General features: G+C 65.9%; 14 protein-coding genes. 4 read left to right on the forward strand and 10 right to left on the reverse strand.

Annotated features, from left to right (window positions below):
* Window positions 1–53 precede the first annotated feature (53 nt).
* The 7 genes from AC6JAM_RS19440 to AC6JAM_RS19470 form a co-directional block, all read right to left on the reverse strand.
* On the reverse strand, window positions 54–722 hold the full coding sequence (locus tag AC6JAM_RS19440) for a lysophospholipid acyltransferase family protein (RefSeq protein WP_026266192.1): 669 nt from the start codon (window positions 720–722) through the stop codon (window positions 54–56).
* Complete coding sequence (locus AC6JAM_RS19445) at window positions 709–1,425, reverse strand: HAD hydrolase-like protein (RefSeq protein ID WP_026266193.1); 717 nt, start codon at window positions 1,423–1,425, stop codon at window positions 709–711. The genes AC6JAM_RS19440 and AC6JAM_RS19445 overlap by 14 nt, the downstream gene beginning before the upstream one ends.
* Window positions 1,426–1,504: 79 nt before the next feature.
* Window positions 1,505–4,429 (reverse strand): excinuclease ABC subunit UvrA, encoded by a 2,925-nt coding sequence (uvrA, locus tag AC6JAM_RS19450; protein ID WP_018771986.1) that lies wholly within the window; start codon window positions 4,427–4,429, stop codon window positions 1,505–1,507.
* 47 nt (window positions 4,430–4,476) lie between these two features.
* Window positions 4,477–4,857, reverse strand: a complete 381-nt coding sequence (locus AC6JAM_RS19455; RefSeq protein ID WP_018771987.1) for a GntR family transcriptional regulator — start codon at window positions 4,855–4,857, stop codon at window positions 4,477–4,479.
* Window positions 4,854–6,665 (reverse strand): ABC transporter ATP-binding protein, encoded by a 1,812-nt coding sequence (locus AC6JAM_RS19460; RefSeq protein WP_056390226.1) that lies wholly within the window; start codon window positions 6,663–6,665, stop codon window positions 4,854–4,856. The genes AC6JAM_RS19455 and AC6JAM_RS19460 overlap by 4 nt, the downstream gene beginning before the upstream one ends.
* Window positions 6,662–8,467: an ABC transporter ATP-binding protein gene (locus AC6JAM_RS19465; RefSeq protein WP_497935588.1), complete on the reverse strand. Its 1,806-nt coding sequence runs from the start codon at window positions 8,465–8,467 to the stop codon at window positions 6,662–6,664. Before AC6JAM_RS19465 ends, AC6JAM_RS19460 begins: the two co-directional genes overlap by 4 nt.
* A gap of 140 nt (window positions 8,468–8,607) precedes the next feature.
* On the reverse strand, window positions 8,608–9,387 hold the full coding sequence (locus AC6JAM_RS19470; protein ID WP_478223401.1) for a trans-aconitate 2-methyltransferase: 780 nt from the start codon (window positions 9,385–9,387) through the stop codon (window positions 8,608–8,610).
* A 97-nt stretch (window positions 9,388–9,484) separates the two neighbouring features.
* Between AC6JAM_RS19470 and AC6JAM_RS19475 the strand changes: the two genes are divergently transcribed.
* The 3 genes from AC6JAM_RS19475 (at window position 9,485) to AC6JAM_RS19485 (ending at window position 13,954) form a co-directional block, all read left to right on the forward strand.
* A complete protein-coding gene (locus AC6JAM_RS19475; RefSeq protein WP_497935590.1) occupies window positions 9,485–12,028 on the forward strand; it encodes a DEAD/DEAH box helicase in 2,544 nt (847 codons plus the stop codon).
* A 50-nt stretch (window positions 12,029–12,078) separates the two neighbouring features.
* Window positions 12,079–12,594: a GNAT family N-acetyltransferase gene (locus tag AC6JAM_RS19480; protein WP_018771992.1), complete on the forward strand. Its 516-nt coding sequence runs from the start codon at window positions 12,079–12,081 to the stop codon at window positions 12,592–12,594.
* Between the two features lie 64 nt (window positions 12,595–12,658).
* Window positions 12,659–13,954: an alpha/beta fold hydrolase gene (locus AC6JAM_RS19485; protein WP_497935983.1), complete on the forward strand. Its 1,296-nt coding sequence runs from the start codon at window positions 12,659–12,661 to the stop codon at window positions 13,952–13,954.
* Here the strand turns inward: AC6JAM_RS19485 and AC6JAM_RS19490 are convergent.
* The gene (locus AC6JAM_RS19490) at window positions 13,940–15,346 is read right to left on the reverse strand and encodes an MFS transporter (RefSeq protein WP_018771994.1); all 1,407 of its coding nucleotides are present in this window, start codon (window positions 15,344–15,346) and stop codon (window positions 13,940–13,942) included. The two genes, AC6JAM_RS19485 and AC6JAM_RS19490, sit on opposite strands and share 15 nt — an antisense overlap.
* Before the next feature lie 128 nt (window positions 15,347–15,474).
* Window positions 15,475–16,503 carry a TerC family protein gene (locus tag AC6JAM_RS19495; protein WP_018771995.1) on the reverse strand — a complete coding sequence of 343 codons (1,029 nt, stop codon included), beginning with the start codon at window positions 16,501–16,503 and terminating at the stop codon, window positions 15,475–15,477.
* A 337-nt stretch (window positions 16,504–16,840) separates the two neighbouring features.
* On the opposite strand from AC6JAM_RS19495, the gene AC6JAM_RS19500 reads away from it, so the two are divergent.
* Window positions 16,841–18,166: an ABC transporter substrate-binding protein gene (locus tag AC6JAM_RS19500; RefSeq protein ID WP_026266194.1), complete on the forward strand. Its 1,326-nt coding sequence runs from the start codon at window positions 16,841–16,843 to the stop codon at window positions 18,164–18,166.
* Between the two features lie 97 nt (window positions 18,167–18,263).
* On the opposite strand, the gene uvrB is transcribed toward AC6JAM_RS19500, so the two are convergent.
* The gene (gene uvrB, locus AC6JAM_RS19505; protein WP_142073049.1) at window positions 18,264–20,363 is read right to left on the reverse strand and encodes an excinuclease ABC subunit UvrB; all 2,100 of its coding nucleotides are present in this window, start codon (window positions 20,361–20,363) and stop codon (window positions 18,264–18,266) included.
* Between the last annotated feature and the right edge of the window lie 56 nt (window positions 20,364–20,419).

Raw genomic sequence — 20,419 nt, forward strand, 5'->3', positions numbered from 1 at the left:
TGCCAGCCGGCCAGGACGGGGTCCGTTCCGGCTGTCCCTGGCCGGCTTGCCGGCTATTCCGGGGTCTTGCTCTGGTTGTAACTGGCCGAACGTTCCTGGCCGCTGAGTTCGGCGATGGCGTCCATGATGCGGTCCGTGACCTCGCGGCGGGCAGGCAGGGAGTGGTCCGGGCCGGTCTTGTCGAAGTACAGCGGCTCCCCCACCTTCATGGTGAAGTGCTGCGGCCTGACCCCCTTCTCGCCGGCGCGCTGCAGCTTCTCGGTGCCGATCAGGCCCACGGGAATCACCGGCGCCCCGGTAGTGAGCGCCAGCCAGCCGACCCCGGTGCGTCCCCGGTAGAGGATGCCGTCCCGGGAACGGGTTCCCTCAGGGTAGATGCCGATGCCGCGGCCTGACTCCAGGATGTCCAGCAGTGTCTTGAGCGCCTGGACACTTGCGGCCTGTTCGCCGCGCTCCACCGGAATGGAGCCCACGGATTCGAAGAACGCCTTCATGACCTTGCCCTTGACGCCGCCGGTGGTGAAGTATTCGGCTTTGGCGAAGAAGGCGACCGGCCGCGGCATCAATGCCTGGACGATCACGCTGTCGAAGAAGGACAGGTGGTTGGGAGCCACGATAAACGGGCCGTCGGAGGGGACATTGTCCAGCCCGACGACGGTGGGCCGGCAGGTGCCGGAGATCAGGTTGCGGGTGGTCCAGCGGACGGCATCAAACATTTCCATCGTTGCTCACCCCGCTCATTGCCGCGACGTGGACGGCCTGCAGACGCTCGATGACCGCGACCAGCTCCTCATCGGTGCTGACGACAGCCACGGAGCCGGCTTCCTCCAGTTCCCCGTCCGGAGCGAACCCCCATGCGACGCCGATGCAGTCCAGTCCGTTGGCGATGGCCCCGGACACGTCCTGGGCGCGGTCCCCCACCATAATGGCGTGCTGCGTGTCCAGATCCCGCAGGGCGGCGGCGATGATCTGGGTCTTGCCCAGGGGAACACCGTCCACTGCCGCTTCGTCATCGCCGGAGCCGTGGATTCCGTGGAAGAGGCCGTCGATGCCATGATGCGCCAGCACCGTATGCGCCAGACGCTGTGGCTTTTGGGTGGCTACTGCCACAGGCCGGCCCGCTGCGGCGAAGGATTCAAGGATCCCGCGGATGCCCGGGTACAGCCGGCTTTGGGCGATTCCGGTGGCCACGTAGTGTTCGCGGTACCGGCGGACCACCTCTTCCAGGCGGTCCGCCGGTACCTTTGCCACGTTGAGCAGGGAATCGCTCAGCTTGGGGCCGATCATCGCGTTGAGCAGGTCCTGGCCGGGAACCGGGAGCCCCAGTCCGCGGAGGGCCGCGGCAATCCCCTCGGTTATGCCACCTGCCGGGTCGACAAGAGTGCCGTCCAGGTCAAAGATCACGGGCACTGTTGTTGAAGTCACCGGGTTAGTTTCTCATGACAGCAGGAGTGCCTGAAACTCGCATTCCCCGTGAGGAATATTTCCGTGGAATTTCCTCCGGTCAGCCGAGTATCTCGGCCAGGAACTTCCCGGTGTGGCTGGTGCCGGACTTGGCCACCTGCTCCGGCGTTCCGGCCGCGACAATCTGGCCGCCGCCCGAACCGCCGTCGGGCCCGAGGTCAACCAGCCAGTCGGCACTCTTGATGACGTCCAGGTTGTGCTCGATGGTGATCACCGTGTTCCCCTTGTCCACCAGCCCCTGAAGGACCATCAGCAGCTTGCGGATGTCCTCGAAGTGCAGGCCAGTGGTGGGCTCGTCCAGGACGTAGATGCTGCGGCCGTTGGAGCGCTTCTGCAGCTCCGCCGCGAGCTTGACGCGTTGCGCTTCACCGCCGGAGAGGGTGGTGGCGGGCTGTCCGAGGCGGACATACCCGAGTCCCACGTCCACCAGGGTGTTCAGGTGCCGTGCGATGGGCGAGAAGGCCGCGAAGAACTCGGCGCCCTCTTCGATGGGCATGTTGAGGACGTCGGCGATGGTCTTGCCCTTGTAGTGCACCTCCAGGGTCTCCCGGTTGTAGCGCGCACCGTGGCACACCTCGCAGGGGACGTACACGTCAGGCAGGAAGTTCATCTCGATCTTCAGCGTGCCGTCGCCGGAGCAGGCCTCGCAGCGGCCGCCTTTGACGTTGAACGAGAAACGGCCGGGCAGGTAGCCGCGGACCTTGGCCTCGGTGGTTTCGGCGAAGAGCTTGCGGATGTTGTCGAAGACACCGGTGTACGTGGCCGGGTTGGACCGCGGCGTGCGGCCGATGGGGCTTTGGTCTACATGGACCACCTTGTCGAGGTGCTCCAGGCCCTGGACCGTCTTGTGCCGTCCGGCCACCTGCTTGGCGCCGTTGAGCTTGTTGGCCAGCACCTTGTAGAGGATTTCATTGACCAGGGTGGACTTGCCCGAACCACTCACGCCCGTCACCGCGGTGAAAAGACCCAGCGGGAAGGCTGCGTCGACGTTCAGGAGGTTGTTCTCCCGTGCGCCCAATACCTTGATCTCGCGCTTCTTGTCGTACTTGCGCCGCTTCCGGGGCACCTCGATGGCCTTGCGGCCGGACAGGTAGTCGCCGGTCAGGGACTCCTTGTTGTCCAGCAACTCCTTGTAGGTCCCCGAGTGGACCACCTGGCCGCCATGCTCGCCCGCGCCGGGTCCGATGTCCACGATCCAGTCGGCCACGTGGATGGTGTCCTCGTCGTGCTCCACGACGATCAGGGTGTTTCCCATGTCGCGGAGCCGGGTGAGGGTTTCGATGAGCCTGCGGTTGTCCCGCTGGTGCAGCCCAATGGAGGGTTCATCCAGGACGTAGAGGACGCCCACCAGGCCGGAGCCGATCTGGGTGGCGAGCCGGATGCGCTGCGCTTCGCCGCCGGACAGGGTGGCCGAGGGGCGCTCCAGGTTGAGGTATTCCAGCCCCACGTCCAGCAGGAAGGTCAGGCGCGCCTGGATCTCCTTGAGGACCTGGTGGGCGATCTGCGCCTCGCGCCCGGTCAGCACCAGGTTGTTGAGGAAATCCGCGCAGTCCCGCATGGGCAGGGCGGCAACCTCGGCGATGGACTTGCCGTTGATCAGCACCGACAGGGATGCCGGGTTGAGCCGCGCGCCGTTACAGGCGGGGCAGGGAACCTGCCGCATGTACTCCTCGTAGCGGTCGCGGGCCCAGTCGGAATCGGTCTCGCCGTGCTTGCGGTGGACGTACTGGATGGCGCCTTCAAACCCGGTGCTGTACTTGCGTTCGCGGCCAAAGCGGTTGCGGTACTGCACCACCACCTTGTGGTCCTTGCCGTGCAGGATGGTCTGGCGCACGTCCTTGCCCAGCTTCTCCCACGGCGTGGTCATGGAGAAACCAACCTCCTTGGCCAGGCCCTCGAGGAGCCGGTTCCAGTACTCCGTGGTGGCAGTACCCAGTGACCAGGGCGCGATGGCTCCCTCCGACAGGGAGAGTTCCGGGTTGGGAACAATGAGTTCCTCGTCAACCTCGAGGCGGGTGCCGATGCCGCTGCAGGCGGCGCAGGCGCCGAAGGGGTTGTTGAACGAGAAGGAGCGCGGCTCGATTTCGTCGATGGCCAGGGGGTGCTCGTTGGGGCAGGCGAGGTTCTCGGAGAACGCCCGGATCCTTTCGGGGGCGTCCGCGTCCACGTCGACGAACTCCGCCAGGACCCGGCCCTCGGCCAGTCCCAGCGCGGTCTCGATGGAGTCGGTGAGCCGCTGGCTGATGCCTTCCTTGACCACCAGGCGGTCAACCACCACTTCGATGGTGTGCTTGAACTGCTTGCCCAGCTTGGGGGGATCGTTGAGCTGGACGAGGTTGCCGTCCACCCGCGCCCGGGAGTAGCCCTTTGCGGTGAGTTCCTTGAAGAGGTCCACGAACTCGCCCTTGCGGCCACGCACCACCGGCGCCAGGACCTGGAAGCGGGTTCCCTCGTCGAGTTCGAGGAGCTGGTCCACAATCTGCTGCGGCGTCTGCTTTGACACGGGTTCACCACAGACGGGGCAGTGCGGCCTGCCGACGCGCGCCCACAGCAGGCGCATGTAGTCGTAGATCTCGGTGATGGTTCCTACAGTGGACCGCGGGTTCTTGCTGGTGGATTTCTGGTCGATGGATACAGCCGGGGAGAGCCCTTCGATGAAATCGACGTCGGGCTTGTCCACCTGGCCCAGGAACTGGCGTGCGTAGGCGGACAGCGATTCGACGTAGCGGCGCTGGCCTTCGGCAAAGATTGTGTCGAACGCCAGCGAGGACTTGCCGGAGCCGGAGAGGCCGGTGAAGACGATCATGGCGTCGCGCGGCAGGTCGAGGTCCACGTTGCGCAGGTTGTGCTCCCGCGCGCCCTTCACCACAAGGCGGGAGAGGTCCGGGCGCTGCGGGGCGGCGGCGGCAGGGACCGCGAAGGACGTGGAGGGGGCAGGGGTTTCTTCAGCTACGGCTTTAGGCACCCCATTATGCTAATCGAAAACTTTTTCGAACACTCGCGGTTCCGCCGTCAGGGAACATCGTAGGCGGCCGCCAGGATTTTCACGGCCTCGGCAAAGCTGGCCCCTTGGGATTTGGCGACGGCGGCGTATGCGGCGGCTGCGGCGGACAGGCCGCCCAGGCGCTCGTCCCGCGCGGCAACCACCGTACCGTTCCGGCCACGGGTGGTGACGATCCCGGCGGCCTCCAGTTCCTTGTACGCCCTGGCCACGGTGTGCGGGGCAACGTCGAGCTTCTCCGCCAGGGCCCGCACGGCAGGCAGCCTGGTGCCCGGCGCCAACGCGCCGCTGTCCGCCAGATGGATGACCTGAAGCCGGAGTTGCTCGAACAGCGCCACGCTGCTGGCCGGGTTGGGGCGCCAGGACCCCGGGAAGTCGCCTGCGGCGCTCACAGGCCGCCCTCCAGGATGCCCGCACGGCCGTCGCGTTCGGCGAACTGTGCGTTGTACAGCCGGGCGTAGTAGCTGTTGGCGGCAAGGAGGCTGTCATGCGTGCCCTGCTCGACGATCCGTCCATGGTCCATGACGAGAATTAGATCAGCGTTCCGGATGGTGGACAAACGGTGGGCAATCACGAAACTGGTCCGCCCCTGGCGCAGCCGCTGCATCGCCTGGCGGATGAGCACCTCCGTCCTGGAATCGACCGAACTTGTGGCCTCATCCAGGACCAGCACACTGCGCCCGGCGAGCTGCGCCCTGGCGATGGTGATGAGCTGCCGCTGCCCCTGGCTGAGCTGCTCGCCGCCGTTCTCCAGGACTGTGTCGTAGCCGCGCGGCAGGGACCTGATGAAACGGTCCGCGTGCGTTGCCTCCGCGGCGGCAACTATGGCCGCATCCGCAGCGCCTGGCAGCCCGTAGGCGATGTTTTCCCGGATGGTCCCGGCAAAAAGCCAGGAATCCTGGAGCACCACGCCGAACCTGCCCCGCAGCTGGTCGCGGGGAATTTCCGCGATGTCCCTTCCGCCCATGGTGATCCTGCCGGACGAAGGTTCCAGGAACCGCATCAGCAGGTTCACCACGGTGCTCTTGCCCGCGCCCGTGTGCCCCACGATGGCCACCGCCTGGCCCGGTTCCACCGTGAAGGTGAGGTTGCTGACCGCCGGAACGGAACCGGGATAGCTGAAGGTGACGTCATGGAAGACGATGCGGCCGGCGGCGGGAGCGCCGGCCGCTGCGCCGGCCGGTTCCTGGAGGTCTTCCCCGGCATCGAGGAGCACGAAAACCCTTGCCGCCGAGGCTGCGCAGGACTGAATGACGTTGAGCAGGCCGCCGATTTGACCCACCGGCTGGGTGAACAGCCGGCTGAATTGGATGAAGGCCTGGACGCCGCCGATGGTCATGGCGCCTGCGATGACCTGCAGCGCACCCACCACTGCGACAGCAATGTAATTGAGGTTGGACATCAGCACCATCAGCGGCTGGACCACCCCGGCTGAGTACTGGGCTTTGGCTGCCGCCCGGGCCAGGCGGCCGTTGCTGCGGCTGAAGACCTCCGTGGCCTGCGCCTGCCGGCCAAAGGCCTTGATGACTTCATGCCCGCTGATGAATTCCTCCACGTGCGCGTTGAGTTCGCCGGTCTCCTTCCATTGCCTGGCGAAATGCTCCTGGGACCGCCGGGCCACCAGGACGGTGATCCAGGTGGAAACGGGGACGCTGGCAATGGCAATGGCCGCGAGCAGCGGCGAGATCCACAGCATCATGGCCAGCGACCCGCACAGCATCAGGACGGACACGATGAGCTGGGTCAGAACCTGGTTCAGGGCCTGGGCAATGTTGTCGATGTCGTTGGTGGCCCGGCTCAGGACATCCCCGCGGGAGCGTTCCCGGAAATACGTGGAGGGGAGCCGGTGCAGCTTGTCCTCAAGCGCTGCTCGCAGGCCATACATAAGTCCCTGCACCGCACGTGCCGTCAGAGCGCCCTGGATCCAGTTGAAGAGGGAAGCGAAAACATACATCAAGGCCACGGCTGCCAGCAGGACTCCGAGGCGCTGGTCCAGGCTTCCCTGGAAGATGCCCTGCACCACCATGTCCGTGGCGTCGCCCAGATACTTGGGGGCGGCAACGTTGACCCCTGCGAAGGCGCACGTTGCCGCCACGGCCCCCAGCATCTGCAGCCGGAACGGGCGCAGCAGGCCAAGGAGCCTGCGGGCGGTCGGCCAGAACCTGTGCGCCGATTCCGCGGATTCCTCCACCGCCGTCACAGCGTGCCGTCCAGCGCGAGCTGGGATTCTGCGATTTCCCGGTAGGTGGCGGACGTTTCCAGCAGCTCCCTGTGCGTTCCCTGCGCAACCAGCCGGCCGTCGTCGAGCACCAGGATGAGATCCGCGTCTTCGACCGCGGAAATGCGCTCGGCCACGATGATGACCGTTGCGGCGGCGAGCGCCTGGTCAAGTGCGCGCCGCAGCCTGGTGTCGGTGTCATAGTCCAGCGCGGAGAAGCTGTCGTCAAAGAGGTAGAGGGGCGCTTTGCGCAGGAGGGCCCTGGCGATGCAGAGCCTTTGCCGCTGGCCGCCCGACAGGCTGGCGCCGCCCTGGCCGACGGGGGTGGCAAGTCCAAGCGGGAGGTCGCGCATGAAACGCATGGTCTGGGCAGCCTCCAGGACAGCCCACAGTTCCTGGTCCGTGGCGTCGGGGTCCGCCATCCGCAGGTTGTCTGCGATGGTTCCCGTAAAAAGGTGGGAGTGCTGGGGCACGATAGCCATGGCAGCGCGGAGTTGGTCCAGGGGCAGGTGGCGGATGTCGTGGCCGGCAAGGGTGATGCGGCCGTGGGTGGGGTCCAGGAAACGCGGGATCAGGTTCAGCAGCGTGGTCTTGCCGCTTCCGGTGGAGCCCACGATTGCTGTGGTGGTACCGGGAGCTGCCGTGAAACTGATGTCCGCGAGCACGGGCGCTTCTGCTCCCGGATAAGAGAAGGCAACATCGTGGAACGCCAGCGTTGCCTGCCGCCCCGGCAGCACGGCGCCGGGCGGCGGAGGGCCGGCTGCCTTGTCACTGGCTGCCTTGTCGCTGGCCGCTCGGTCACTGGCCGCAGTGTGATTGCCCGGATCGCCGACGGACGGCTCGGTGTCAAGGACCGCCTGGATGCGTTCCGCGCAGACTGCCGCCCGCGGCGCCGTCATGAGCACGTACATGGACATCATGATCGCCAGCAGTATCTGCATGATGTAGGCGATGAACGCCGTGAGCGCCCCAAGGTTCATCTGGCCTGCCTGGATCCGGTGCCCGCCGAACCACACCACCGCAACCGAGCTGGTATTGACCACCAGCATGATGACGGGCAGCATCCCCGCCACCAGGAGCGCGGACTGCAGGTTGTTGGCGGTGAGGCCAGCGTTGGTTTCCGCAAACCGCCGGACCTCATGGCCCTGGCGGACAAAGGCGCGGATGACATCCACCCCGATGATCTGCTCGCGAAGAATCCCACCGGACCGGTCCAGCAGGTCCTGGCCCTCACGGTAGAGCGGAATCAGCCGCCTGACAATCAGGTACATGATCAGCAGGAGCAGGGGCACGATGACGATCACCACCAGGGACAGCGCAACATCCTGCTGCACGGCCAGGACAATGCCGCCTACGCCCATGGCGGGCCCGGCAAAGAGCATGGTGAAGACAAGCACCGCGAAGGCATGGATCTGCTGGACATCGTTGGTGGCGCGGATGGTCAGGCTCTGTGTTCCGAACAGGGCCACGTCCTGGGAGGACAGGGACTGGATCCGGGTGAAAACCTCGGCCCGCAGGCGGTGCCCGATCCTCATGGCCACCACCGCCCCAAGGTAGCCGGCAGCAATGGCGGACGCTGCCTGCACCACGGCAATGACGGCCATGAGCACGCCAAGGCGCGAGACCACCCCCGGCTCCCCTGCGACAATCCCGTCATCGATAATGGCGGCGTTCACGGTGGGCAGCAGCAGGTTTGCCGCCGCCTGGATCAGCTGAAGGAAAACGATCGCCCATACATACGCGTATTGACCGGCAAGCTGCCGCTTCACGAGTCCGACCAGCAAAATACCCCCTGTAAATGCATGGGCCGAAGAGGGGGCCAGCGGCTTGACCCCTAAACCACAGTCGCCATTGTAAGCCAGATCACTTTTCACTGCTGTCACAGCCTGTGACGGGCGTGGAAAACCCGTTGGCCGGGTACCGGTTAGCCGGCCTTGCGGCCCACTGCGAAGATGCGGCGGAAAGGCAAAACGGTGCCGTGGACCCCGCGGGGGTAGGCGTCCCGCAAAGAGGCCGCGTACTCGGTCTCGAAACTCCTGGCGTCCTCCTCGCCCAGGGCGGCCATCACAGGCCGCAGTGCCGTGCCCCGGACCCATTCCAGCACGGGGTCCGGCCCCGGCAGGACCTGCAGGTAGGTGGTTTCCCACGCATCCGCCGCGCAGCCGGCGTCGAGCAGGATCCGCAGGTATTCCTCCGGCTCCCCCACTGCCTCCCCGCCCCGCAGCACACCGTCCAGCTTTGCAGCCCAGCGGTCCGACCCCGCGAGGTTCCGCATCAGGGAGTGCGAGGGGGCGTTGAAATTTCCGGGTACCTGCAGGGCGAACCAGGCCCCCGGCCGGAGCACTTCCAGCCACTTGCGCATCATGTCCTGGTGGCCCGGAACCCACTGCAGGGCGGCGTTGCTGACCACAACGTCCGTCTCCGGACTGGGCATCCAGCCCTCGATGCCGGCCTGCTCAAAGCGAAGGGAGGGCTTCTCCTCCGCCAGTGCCGACGCCTTTGCCAGCATGTCCGCGGAGGAATCCAGGCCCAGGACCCGGGCGCCCGGCCAGCGGTCAGCCAGGGTTGCCGTCAGGTTCCCTGGCCCGCAGCCCAGGTCAACCACGCGCTTGGGCCGGTCGGCATGGATCCGGGCCGTGAGATCGAAGAACGGCCGGTTCCGGTAGTCGCCGAACTGGACATACTTGGCGGGGTCCCACTTCATGAATCTCTCCAGCTTCTGACGCGCACACGGGCAAGGCGTAGCCTAACCCGCCAGGGACTCCGGGTCCGGCCGCAACGTGGCACTAAGGTTGAAGTCAATGAAACTCGTTGACCAGCTGATCGATCTGCCCGCCCCCGCCCCATCCGCCGCCGTCGACCCCGACGCCCTTTACACCCGGTTCGTGGAGTGGACGGAAAGCCGGGGCCTGTCGCTGTACCCGGCACAGGACGAGGCCATCATGGAGCTGGCAACCGGGGCGAACGTCATCCTGGCCACGCCCACCGGCTCAGGGAAGTCCCTGGTGGCCATTGCGGCGCACTTCCAGGCCATGGCCCAGGGCCGCCGAAGCTATTACACGGCACCGATCAAAGCCCTGGTGTCCGAGAAATTCTTCGCGCTCTGCGACATCTTCGGAGCAGAGAACGTGGGCATGATCACCGGCGACTCCGGGGTGAACCAGGATGCTCCCATCATCTGCTGCACCGCCGAGATCCTGGCCAACATCGCGCTCCGGGAAGGCGCCGCAGCCGAACTCGGTGCGGTGATCATGGACGAGTTCCACTTCTACTCCGACCCGCAGCGCGGCTGGGCCTGGCAGGTCCCCCTCCTGGAGCTTCCGCAGGCCCAGTTCCTGCTGATGTCCGCCACCCTGGGCGATGTCACCCGGTTCGAGGAGGGGCTCACGGCGCTGACCGGACGTGCGACCACCACCGTCAGTTCCGCCGAACGGCCCATTCCGCTGCACTACTACTACCACCAGACACCCGTCCACGAGACGCTGGAGGAGTTGTTGTCCACCCGGCAGGTGCCCGTCTATGTGGTGCACTTCAGCCAGCTCGAAGCGATCGACCGTGCCCAGAACCTGATGAGCATCAACGTGTGCACCCGGGAGGAAAAGGACAAAATCGCGGAGCTGATCGCCAACTTCCGGTTTGCCGCGGGCTTTGGGAAGACGCTGAACCGCCTGGTCCGCCATGGGATCGGTGTGCACCACGCCGGAATGCTGCCCAAGTACCGGCGGCTGGTGGAGCAGCTGGCGCAGGCGGGGCTGCTGAAGGTCATTTGCGGCACGGACACCCTGGGCGTGGGCATCAACGTCCCCATCCGGACGGTGCTGCTCACGGCTTTGAGCAAGTACGACGGCGTCCGCACCCGGCTGCTCAACCCGCGTGAGTTCCACCAGATTGCGGGCAGGGCAGGCCGTGCGGGCTACGACACCGCCGGGACAGTGGTGGTGCAGGCACCCGAGCACGTGACTGAGAACGTCAAGGCGATGGCCAAGGCCACCGCCAAGTTCGGCGATGACCAGAAGAAGCTGCGCCAGGTGGTGAAGAAAAAGCCGCCCGAGGGCTTCGTCTCCTGGGGTGAGCCCACGTTCAAGCGGTTGGTGGAATCGGTACCGGACCCGCTGACGTCCAGCTTCACGGTAACGCACGCCATGTTGATGAACCTGATGGAGCGGCCCGGCGACCCGTTCGCGGCGGCCCGGCGGCTGCTCACCGAAAACCACGAGCCGCGCGCTTCCCAGCTGCGGCTGATGAAGAAGGCCCTGGGCATTTACCGGGAACTGCTGGCCGCCGAAGTGATCGAACGCATCCCGCCGGAGGAGCAAGGCCCCGATGGCCGTTCCGTCCGGCTGACCGTCCATCTGCAGCCGAACTTCGCGCTGAACCAGCCGCTCTCCCCCTTTGCGCTTGCCGCACTGGAGCTCCTTGACCCGGAGTCGCCGTCGTACGCCCTGGACGTGGTGTCCGTGATCGAGGCGACCCTGGAGAAACCGCGGCAGATACTGTCGGCGCAGCAGAAGAAGGCGCGCGGCGAAGCGGTGGCCGCCATGAAGGCTGAGGGCATCGACTACGACCAGCGGATGGCCATGCTGGACGAGGTCACCTACCCCCAACCGCTCGCGGAGATCCTGGGCGAGGCGTTCGAGGTCTACCGGAAGGCCGCGCCGTGGGTGGGCGACTTTGAGCTTGCACCCAAGTCGGTAGTGCGCGACATGTACCAGCGGGCGATGAACTTTGGCGAATTCGTCCAGTTCTACGGCCTGGCCCGGTCCGAAGGAATCGTGCTGCGGTACCTTGCCGATGCCTTCAAGGCGTTGCGCCAGACTGTTCCGCAGGACATGCTTCGCGAGGACCTGGAAGACCTGACCGCCTGGCTGGGTGAGCTGGTGCGGCAGGTGGACTCCAGCCTCCTGGACGAATGGGAGGAGCTGGCCTCCGGGGCGGCGCCGACGCCGCATGACGCGCCGCCTCCCCCGCCGCCGTCGCTCACCTCCAACATCCGCGCCTTCCGGGTGATGGTGCGCAACGAGATGTTCCGGCGGGTGGAACTGTTCGCTGACGAGGACGCCACGGCGTTGGGCGAGCTCGACGGCGGTTCCGGGTGGGGTGCCGAACGCTGGGAAGACGCGCTGGACGACTACTTCGACGAACACGATGACATCGGGACCGGGCCCGACGCCCGCGGTCCGGGCCTGCTCATGATCACCGAGGAACCCGGAACGTGGAAGGTGCGCCAGATCTTCGATGACCCGGCGGGCAACCACGACTGGGGGATCTCCGCCGAGGTGGATCTTGCGGGCTCGGATGCCACCGGGACAGCGGTGGTCAAGGTGACGGAGGTTAACCGGCTCTGACACCGACCTGGCCGGGGCAGCCGTCCCGGCGCCGGCGGTAAGCTCGGAGAATGAGTGCAATCCGCCCCGCAACCCGCCACGACGTGCCCGCCATCCTCCGAATGATCCATGAACTGGCCCATTACGAGAAGGAACCCGACGCCGTCCGGAACACGCCCGAGCGCCTGGAACAGGTGCTCTTCGGCGACAACCCCCGCGTATTCGCGGCCATGGCCGAAAACGCGGCGGGCGAGGTGCAGGGCTTCGCGCTGTGGTTCCTGAACTACTCCACCTGGGAGGGCGTTCACGGGATCTACCTGGAGGACCTTTACGTCAGCCCGGAAGCCCGGGGCGAAGGCCACGGCAAGGCGCTGCTGCAGCACCTTGCGGCGATCGCGGTCGAGAATGGCTACGCACGGGTGGAATGGAGCGTGTTGGACTGGAACGAGCCCTCCATCAACTTTTACCGCCGCCTGGGTGCGCGCCCCATGGACGGCTGGTCCACCTTCAGGCTGACCGGCGAATCACTGGACCGGTTCGGCCGGGCCACGTCCCGCGACTCCCTTCCCGCTTCTGCCCGTGGCTGACGCGCGCCGGGTCCAGGCGACCGCCGTCGGGCATGACATCAGGGCCCGGCATGAATTCCGTGGCATGCGCACGGTGGAGCACTACTTCACAGTCCCGCTGGACCATTTTGCTTCGGAGGACCATGCCCTGGCCGGCGGCCAGCCTCGCGGCGAAACCATCACGGTTTTCGCCCGGGAGTACGTGTCTGCCGCGCACAGCGAAGAAGCCGCCGCGCGGCTGCCCTGGCTCCTCTTCCTGCAGGGCGGCCCGGGCGGCCGCGGCAACAGGTGGGGTTCCCTGGGTGGCTGGAGCAAAGCCGCGGCGCAGGACTTCCGCATCCTGATGCTTGACCAGCGCGGCACGGGCCTCTCCTCGCCCATTGACCGGAACACCCTGCCCGGCCGCGGAAGCGCGGCGGAGCAGGCGGCCTACCTGGAGCACTTCAGGGCGGACTCGATCGTGGCGGACGCGGAGTTGATCCGCCACGCCCTGGAATCACCGCCCTGGACCATTTACGGCCAGAGCTATGGGGGATTCTGTGCGCTCACGTACCTGTCCTTCGCACCTGCGGGCCTGCGCGAGGTGCTGGTAACCGGCGGCCTTGCCCCGCTCACCGGTTCCGCGGACGACGTGTACCGGGCCACGTACCAGCGGGTTGCGGCCCGCAACGACGAGTACTTCCGCTGGTATCCCGAGGACAGGAACGTTGTGGAGCGGATTGCCCGCCACCTGCGCTCCACGCCGGAGTTCCTGCCCGACGGCGGCCCCCTCACCGTGGAGCGGTTCCAGATGGCGGGGGCGTTCCTGGGCGGCAACACGCGCGTGGACAGCCTCCACTACCTGCTCGAGGACGCCTTTGTGGACACGGCGGCCGGACCGCGCCTGTCCGACGCGTTCCTGGAGCAGCTCCAAGGCGTCATCTCCCGCCGGTCCAACCCGCTGTACGCGCTGATGCACGAATCCATCTATGGCCAGGGCCAGGCCACCGATTGGTCAGCGTGGCGGATGCTCGGCGAAAACCCCTGGTTCCGGCCGGATGCCGACCCGCTGCTGCTCACCGGGGAGATGGTGTATCCGTGGTACTTCGAGCAGGACCCTGCCCTCCGGCCACTGCGGGAAGTGGCGGAACTGCTGGCCGGCAAACAGGACTGGAAGCCGCTGTACGACGCGCGGGTACTGGCCCGCAATACTGTTCCCGTGGCTGCGGCAGTCTACTCGGACGACATCTACGTGGACCGGGAGCTTTCGCTGCGGACCGCCGCTGCGGTGCGCGGGCTGCAGGTCTGGGAGACGGCGGACTTCCATCACGACGGAATCGCCGACGACGGTGAGCGGATTTTTGCCCGCTTGCTGGGCATGGTGCGGTCAGGCGGCCGCTGACCGGCGGTGTGACAGGCGCGTGGCCACCGCTGCGGCCAGGACGGCCGCCCCGATGGTCCCGCCCAGAAGGTTCAGGCCCAGGTAGCCGGCAACACCCAGGACAAGTCCCGACACCGCGCCGCCCAGAGCCCCCGCGGCCCCCATCAGCATGTCGGAGACACCCTGGACCGCCACCCGGGCTTCCTGCCCCACGCTTTCCGCCAGGAGCGTGGAGCCGGAAATCGTGGCCGCAGACCAGCCCATGCCCAGCAGGACCAGCCCGGTGGCCACCGCGGCGGTTGAGGACTGGCCGAACCCGGCAACGGCCACCGCCGCGATCAGCAGCGTGAAGCCGATCATGATGGTCTCCATCCTGCCCGCCCTGTCGGTCAGCCAGCCCATGACCGGGGAGAGCGCAAACATCCCGGCGATGTGAAGTGAGATGGTGAAGCCTATGATGACCAGCACGTCCCCCTCGGCAACGTGCCCGGCGTGCGGACCGGGTCCCTCCACGAGGTGCTGGAGGTGCAGCGGCGTCATCGACATCACGCCGACCATCACCGCGTGGGCTGCCACGACGCCCGTCACCGCCAGCAGTGCTGTCCGCGATCCACGGATGGCACGAAGCCCCCGGCTGAGCGAACCCGGGGAGGCAGCTGCGGCGGCCGCGGAGACAGTGGGTGGGGCGTCCATGGGAGGGGCTTGCGAGGGGGCGGCGGCAGCGACCCCGGTTCGCGCTGCCGCTGACGGCGGAACGGCTCCACCAGGGCCGGCGGCCGCACGTTGGCGTGCCAGCAGCAAGGGGTCGGGGCGAAGGCCTGCGAACAGGATTACAGTGGCAATGAGGAGCCCGGCCCCGGAAATCACAAAAGGACCAGCAACCGGAGGCAGGCCCAATGCTGCCCCCACGGCTGTGCCCGGCTGGATCAGGTTGGGTCCGGCAACGGCGCCGACAGTCACGGCCCAGACCACGGTGGACAGCGCACGCCCGCGGTGTTCGGCAGGAGCGAGATCGACGGCGGCAAACCTTGCCTGCAGGCTCGCGGCCGTGCCCACCCCTATGCCTGCCGATCCAAGCAGCAGCAGGACGAAGAGTCCGGAGACAACGGCCAGCACCATCAGCACGGCGCCTGCCAAAGCGGCCGAGAGACCGGCCACCTGCCCGGCCCGGCGTCCGCGCCGTTCCGCCAGCGATGCCAGCGGCAGTGCCGCGGCCGCGGCCCCGAGGGTCATCACCGTGGCAACGGCACCCGCCCAGGCGCTGGAACCGGAGAGTTCCACGGCCAGGATTGAGCCTATGGAGACGGTTGATCCCGTCCCAAGTCCACTGAATACCTGGGCCACGCTCAAGAGCACAACAGTGCGCCGCTGCACGTGGCGCACGTCCTGCTCCATCACAAGTGTGCGGGCCATGTTCAGAGCATAGTCCCGGCGCGGCGCACGCCACAGGGGTTTTTGCCCGCTGCCTCAGGAAGGGTTAAATGCCGGATCCCGGCCGCGCGTGCGGCCGGGATCCGGCGGATTGGAGCGGGCGGGGGCGCCTAGTCGACGTCGCTGTGGCTCCTGCGGACGTCTTCCTCAAGCCGGGGATCCATCTTGGCAGCCTGCGCCTTGGAGCTGACCAGGCTGGCGACCACGGCGATGATGATGGTGCCCACAATGACGGCAAGGGAGACGAACGTGGGAATCTCCGGCGCCCATTCGATGTGGTGTCCACCGTTGATGAAGGGCAGCTCGTTCACGTGCATGGCGTGCAGGACCAGCTTGACGCCGATGAACGCGAGGATGAAGGACAGTGCGTGCTTCAGGTAGATGAGCCGGTTCATCAGGCCACCGAGCAGGAAGTACAGCTGCCGCAGTCCCATGAGGGCGAAAAGGTTGGCCGTGAAGACAATGAAAGGGCTCTGGGTCAGGCCGAAGATGGCGGGAATGGAGTCAACCGCGAACAGCAGGTCCGTGAGGCCGATGGTGATGAAGACGATCACCATGGGGGTGAACACCTTCTTGCCGTTCACCGTGGTCCGCAGCTTGCCGCCGTCGAACTTCTCGGACATGGGGATGACCTTGCGGATCCTGGCAATCAGCGGGTTTTCCCGGTCTTCTTCCTCTTCGCCCTCGTCCTGGGCCTGCTTCCAGGCCGTCCACAGCAGGAATGCGCCAAAGATGTAGAACACCCAGCTGAACTGTTCGATGACGATGGCGCCCAGCATGATGAAGATGCCTCGCAGGACCAGCGCGATGATGATGCCCACCATCAGCACTTCCTGCTGGTACTTCCGGGGCACGGAGAACCTGGCCATGATGATGATGAACACGAACAGGTTGTCGATGCTGAGGCTGTATTCGGTGACCCAGCCGGCCACGAACTGGCTGCCGAACTCGGCACCCGTGAAAGCGAACATGGCACCGGCAAAGGCCAGGGCGAGGCTGACATAGAAGGCTACCCACAGACCGGCTTCCTTCATGGACGGCTCGTGCGGCCGCCGGACCACCAGGAGGAGATCGATCAGGAGAATCAGGCCAAGGACGACAAATGAGCCGACCTCGAACCAAACAGGCAAATCAAGCACAGGGAAGCCTTTCGCAGGGTACACAAAAATGGTGTAAGTCTCTCCGGCCTGCCTGTGCACTTGGTGCTGATGCGGCGGCCCGCTACGCCCGGCAGGGCAACTGTGCCCTGCGTGTTGACGATCGTAGCGCTTGGGATACTCCCCTACGTGCCATTAACTGTACCCCAGGGGGCTGACCGGCGCGCCCCGGGACGCGGGCGCACGTCGCTGGATAACGTTTTCCCCCAAACCGTTGACGGCCGCCGGCACGCTTGCAATAATCACGTCCAGGCGGGAAAGCGGTTTCTCGCTTCGACCCGGCGTCCCGGCGTCATTCCCAGAAAATCAAGGTTGGTCAATGAAGACTCCTCATCGCACTGGCGTGGTGGCCAAGGCCCTTGCCACCGCCGCCGCGCTGGCCATGCTGGCCAGCGGCTGTTCGTCCTCCCCCTCTTCATCGTCGGGCGACGGCGGAAACGTCACCATCCGCTTCACCTGGTGGGGCAACGACCTGCGGAACAAGCAGACGCAGCAGGTGATCGATGCATTCCAGGCTTCGCATCCCAACATCACCGTCAAGGCTGAGCCCGGGGTGTGGAGCAGCTACTGGGACAAGCTGGCCACCACCACGGCCGCCAACGATTCACCGGACGTGATCCAGATGGACCAGGCATACATCGCCGAGTACGGCGGCCGGGGCGCGCTGCTGGACCTGTCCAAGCAGGGCAACGTCGACACGTCCAAGATTGACCAGGACGCCCTGAAGTCCGGCCAGGTGAGCGGCAAGCAGTACGGCCTGAGCACCGGGCAGAACGCCAAGGCCGTGATGATCAACACCAAGATGTTCCAGGACTACGGGGTTCCCATCCCGGATGACAAAACCTGGACCTGGGACGACTACGCCCGGACCGCCGCCCAGATCGCGGCGGCTGCGGGCAAGGCCGGCCAGACCAACTACGGCAGCTCCTACTCCCTGACCGACTCCGACCTGAACACCTGGGCCATGCAGCACGGCGAGTCGCTGTACTCGGCGGATGGCGGCCTCGGCTTTGACGAGGGCACGGCAGCGTCCTTCTTCCAGAACGTGTTGAACCTGCGTAACAAGGGCGCCGCCCCACCGGCCAACATTGCCACCGAGGACATCAGCGCCCCCGTGGAACAAACCCTGTTCGCCACCGGCAAGACGGCCATGTCGTGGTGGTGGACCAACCAGGTGAATGCGCTCCAGTCCGCACTGAAGACCGAGGTGAAGATCCTGCGGGCACCCAGCTCCACCGGCAGCGCCAAGGACAACGGCATGTCCTACAAGCCGTCCATGTTCTGGTCAGTTTCCTCGCGCAGCAAGCACCCCAAGGAAGCCGCAGAAGTGGTCAACTACATGCTCAACAACCTGGATGCGGCCAAGACCATCCTGACTGAACGCGGCTTCCCCACCAACTCCGAGGTCCAGACGGCGATCGACCCGCTGCTGACCCCTGCGGACAAGGCCGCTGCCGCGTTCCTGAAGGACATCAAGCCGGACCTGAAGAGCGGTCCGCCGGTACCTCCCACCGGTTCCTCCGGCGTGCAGGCGCTTATCCAGCGGTACAGCACTGATGTCCTGTTCGACCGGAAATCCCCTTCGGATGCAGCGAAGGGCCTGATGCAGGAAGCAAAGGGAATGATCGACTCCGCCAGGAAGTAAGGCAACAGCACCACAGCAGAGAAAGCGCGACGGCGGGCACCCGGGGTGGGTGCCCGCCGTTTCCGGTCATGGCTGCGGCTGCCTGGAAAAGCAGCGCCTAGGCGTGGCCGGCCGCCTGCATCTGCCGCAGCTCCTTCTTCAGGTCGCTGACTTCGTCGCGGATGCGGGCCGCCACCTCGAACTGCAGTTCAGCCGCAGCGCCGTGCATCTGTTCCGTCAGCTGCTCGATCAGGCCCACCAGGTCCTCGGCCGGTGCAGCGGCCAGCCCGTCCGCACGCACCTGCGCTGCGCCCTTGGCGCCCGACTTGCTGCGCTTGGCACCCTTGGCCAGCCGGTTGTTGTTCAACAGTTCCTGGGTGTCGGCGTCCTCGCGGGCCAGCTGGTCCGTGATGTCCGCGATCTTCTTGCGCAGCGGTTGCGGGTCAACGCCGTGTTCCTTGTTGTAGGCCACCTGGATGGCGCGCCGCCGGTTGGTTTCGTCGATGGCGTTGGCCATGGAGTCAGTGATCCGGTCCGCGTACATGTGCACCTGGCCCGACACGTTGCGGGCGGCACGGCCTATGGTCTGGATGAGCGACGTTGAGGAGCGCAGGAAGCCTTCCTTGTCTGCGTCCAGGATACTTACCAGGGAGACCTCCGGCAGGTCCAGTCCTTCACGGAGCAGGTTAATGCCCACCAGGACGTCGAAGCTGCCGAGGCGCAGCTCCCGCAGGAGTTCAACGCGCCGCAGCGTGTCAACGTCGGAGTGGAGGTACTCCACCCTGATGCCGTGCCCCAGGAGGTAGTCCGTCAGGTCTTCGGCCATGCGCTTGGTAAGCGTAGTGACCAGGACCCGCTCATCCTTCTCCACCCGGGTGCGGATCTCGCCCAGCAGGTCATCGATCTGGCCCTTGGTTGGTTTGACGATCACTTCGGGGTCGATCAGCCCGGTGGGGCGGATGATCTGCTGGACGAAGCCGTCGGCCTTGCCAAGTTCGTACTTGCCGGGAGTGGCGGAAAGGTAGACGGTCTGGCCGATCCGTTCCAGGAACTCATCCCACTTGAGGGGCCGGTTGTCCATGGCGGAGGGCAGCCGGAAGCCGTGGTCCACCAGGGTCCGCTTCCGGGACATGTCGCCTTCGTACATGGCACCGATCTGCGGGATGGTCACGTGGGATTCATCCACCACCAGCAGGAAGTCGTCCGGGAAGTAGTCCAGCAGGCAGTGCGGCGCAGATCCGCCGGGGCGGCCGTCGATGTGCCGCGAGTAATTCTCGATGCCGTTGCAGAAGCCCATCTGCTGCATCATTTCGAGGTCGTAGGTGGTCCGCATGCGGAGGCGCTGCGCCTCCACCAGCTTGTTCTGGCCCTCCAGGACCGCCAGCCGCTCCGCGAGCTCGGCCTCGATGGTCTTGATGGCGCGGCTCATCCGCTCCGGCCCGGCCACGTAGTGCGACGCGGGGAAGACGTACATCTCCGTCTCCTCCCGGATGACATCGCCCGTCACCGGATGGAGGGTGTAGATGTTTTCCACTTCATCCCCGAAGAACTCGATCCGCAGCGCCAGTTCCTCGTACATGGGGATGATCTCGACGGTGTCGCCCCGTACCCGGAACGTGCCGCGGTGGAAGTCCATGTCGTTCCGGGCATACTGCATGGACACGAACTTGCGCAGCAGTGCATCCCGGTTCATCTCCTGGCCCTTGCGCAGCGTGACCATCCCTGCGATGTATTCCTCCGGCGTTCCCAGGCCGTAGATGCAGGACACGGTGGCCACCACGATGACGTCACGGCGGGTCAGGAGGGCATTGGTGGCGGAGTGGCGCAGCCGTTCGACTTCCTCATTGATGGAGGAGTCCTTTTCGATGAACGTGTCCGTCTGCGGGACGTAGGCTTCGGGCTGGTAGTAGTCGTAATAGGAAACGAAGTATTCCACCGCGTTATTGGGCAGGAGTTCGCGGAACTCGTTGGCCAGCTGGGCGGCGAGGGTCTTGTTCTGCACCATTACCAGGGTGGGGCGCTGCACCTGTTCGATGAGCCAGGCAGTGGTGGCGCTCTTACCGGTACCCGTGGCACCGAGCAGCACCACGTCCTTCTCGCCGTTGTTGATCCGCTCCGTCAGCTCCGCGATGGCCGCCGGCTGGTCGCCCGCGGGCTTGAATTCGCTGATGACCTCAAAGGGCGCTACAACACGGTTGATCTCCTGCGCAAGGCTCATGGATCTAATCTACAACCGGGCACCGACACTGGGCGGTCCCGTCCGTTACAGGCGAA

This window comes from Arthrobacter sp. GmRoot5-12, from assembly GCF_059739365.1.

Bases quoted from the DNA above. Each gene is read 5' to 3' on its own strand.
- AC6JAM_RS19440 (WP_026266192.1), bottom strand. From the start codon at position 722: ATGGAAATGTTTGATGCCGTCCGCTGGACCACCCGCAACCTGATCTCC.
- AC6JAM_RS19470 (WP_478223401.1), bottom strand. From the start codon at position 9,387: ATGAAGTGGGACCCCGCCAAGTATGTCCAGTTCGGCGACTACCGGAAC.
- AC6JAM_RS19475 (WP_497935590.1), top strand. From the start codon at position 9,485: ATGAAACTCGTTGACCAGCTGATCGATCTGCCCGCCCCCGCCCCATCC.
- AC6JAM_RS19480 (WP_018771992.1), top strand. From the start codon at position 12,079: ATGAGTGCAATCCGCCCCGCAACCCGCCACGACGTGCCCGCCATCCTC.
- AC6JAM_RS19485 (WP_497935983.1), top strand. From the start codon at position 12,659: ATGCGCACGGTGGAGCACTACTTCACAGTCCCGCTGGACCATTTTGCT.
- AC6JAM_RS19490 (WP_018771994.1), bottom strand. From the start codon at position 15,346: ATGGCCCGCACACTTGTGATGGAGCAGGACGTGCGCCACGTGCAGCGG.
- AC6JAM_RS19500 (WP_026266194.1), top strand. From the start codon at position 16,841: ATGAAGACTCCTCATCGCACTGGCGTGGTGGCCAAGGCCCTTGCCACC.
- uvrB (WP_142073049.1), bottom strand. From the start codon at position 20,363: ATGAGCCTTGCGCAGGAGATCAACCGTGTTGTAGCGCCCTTTGAGGTC.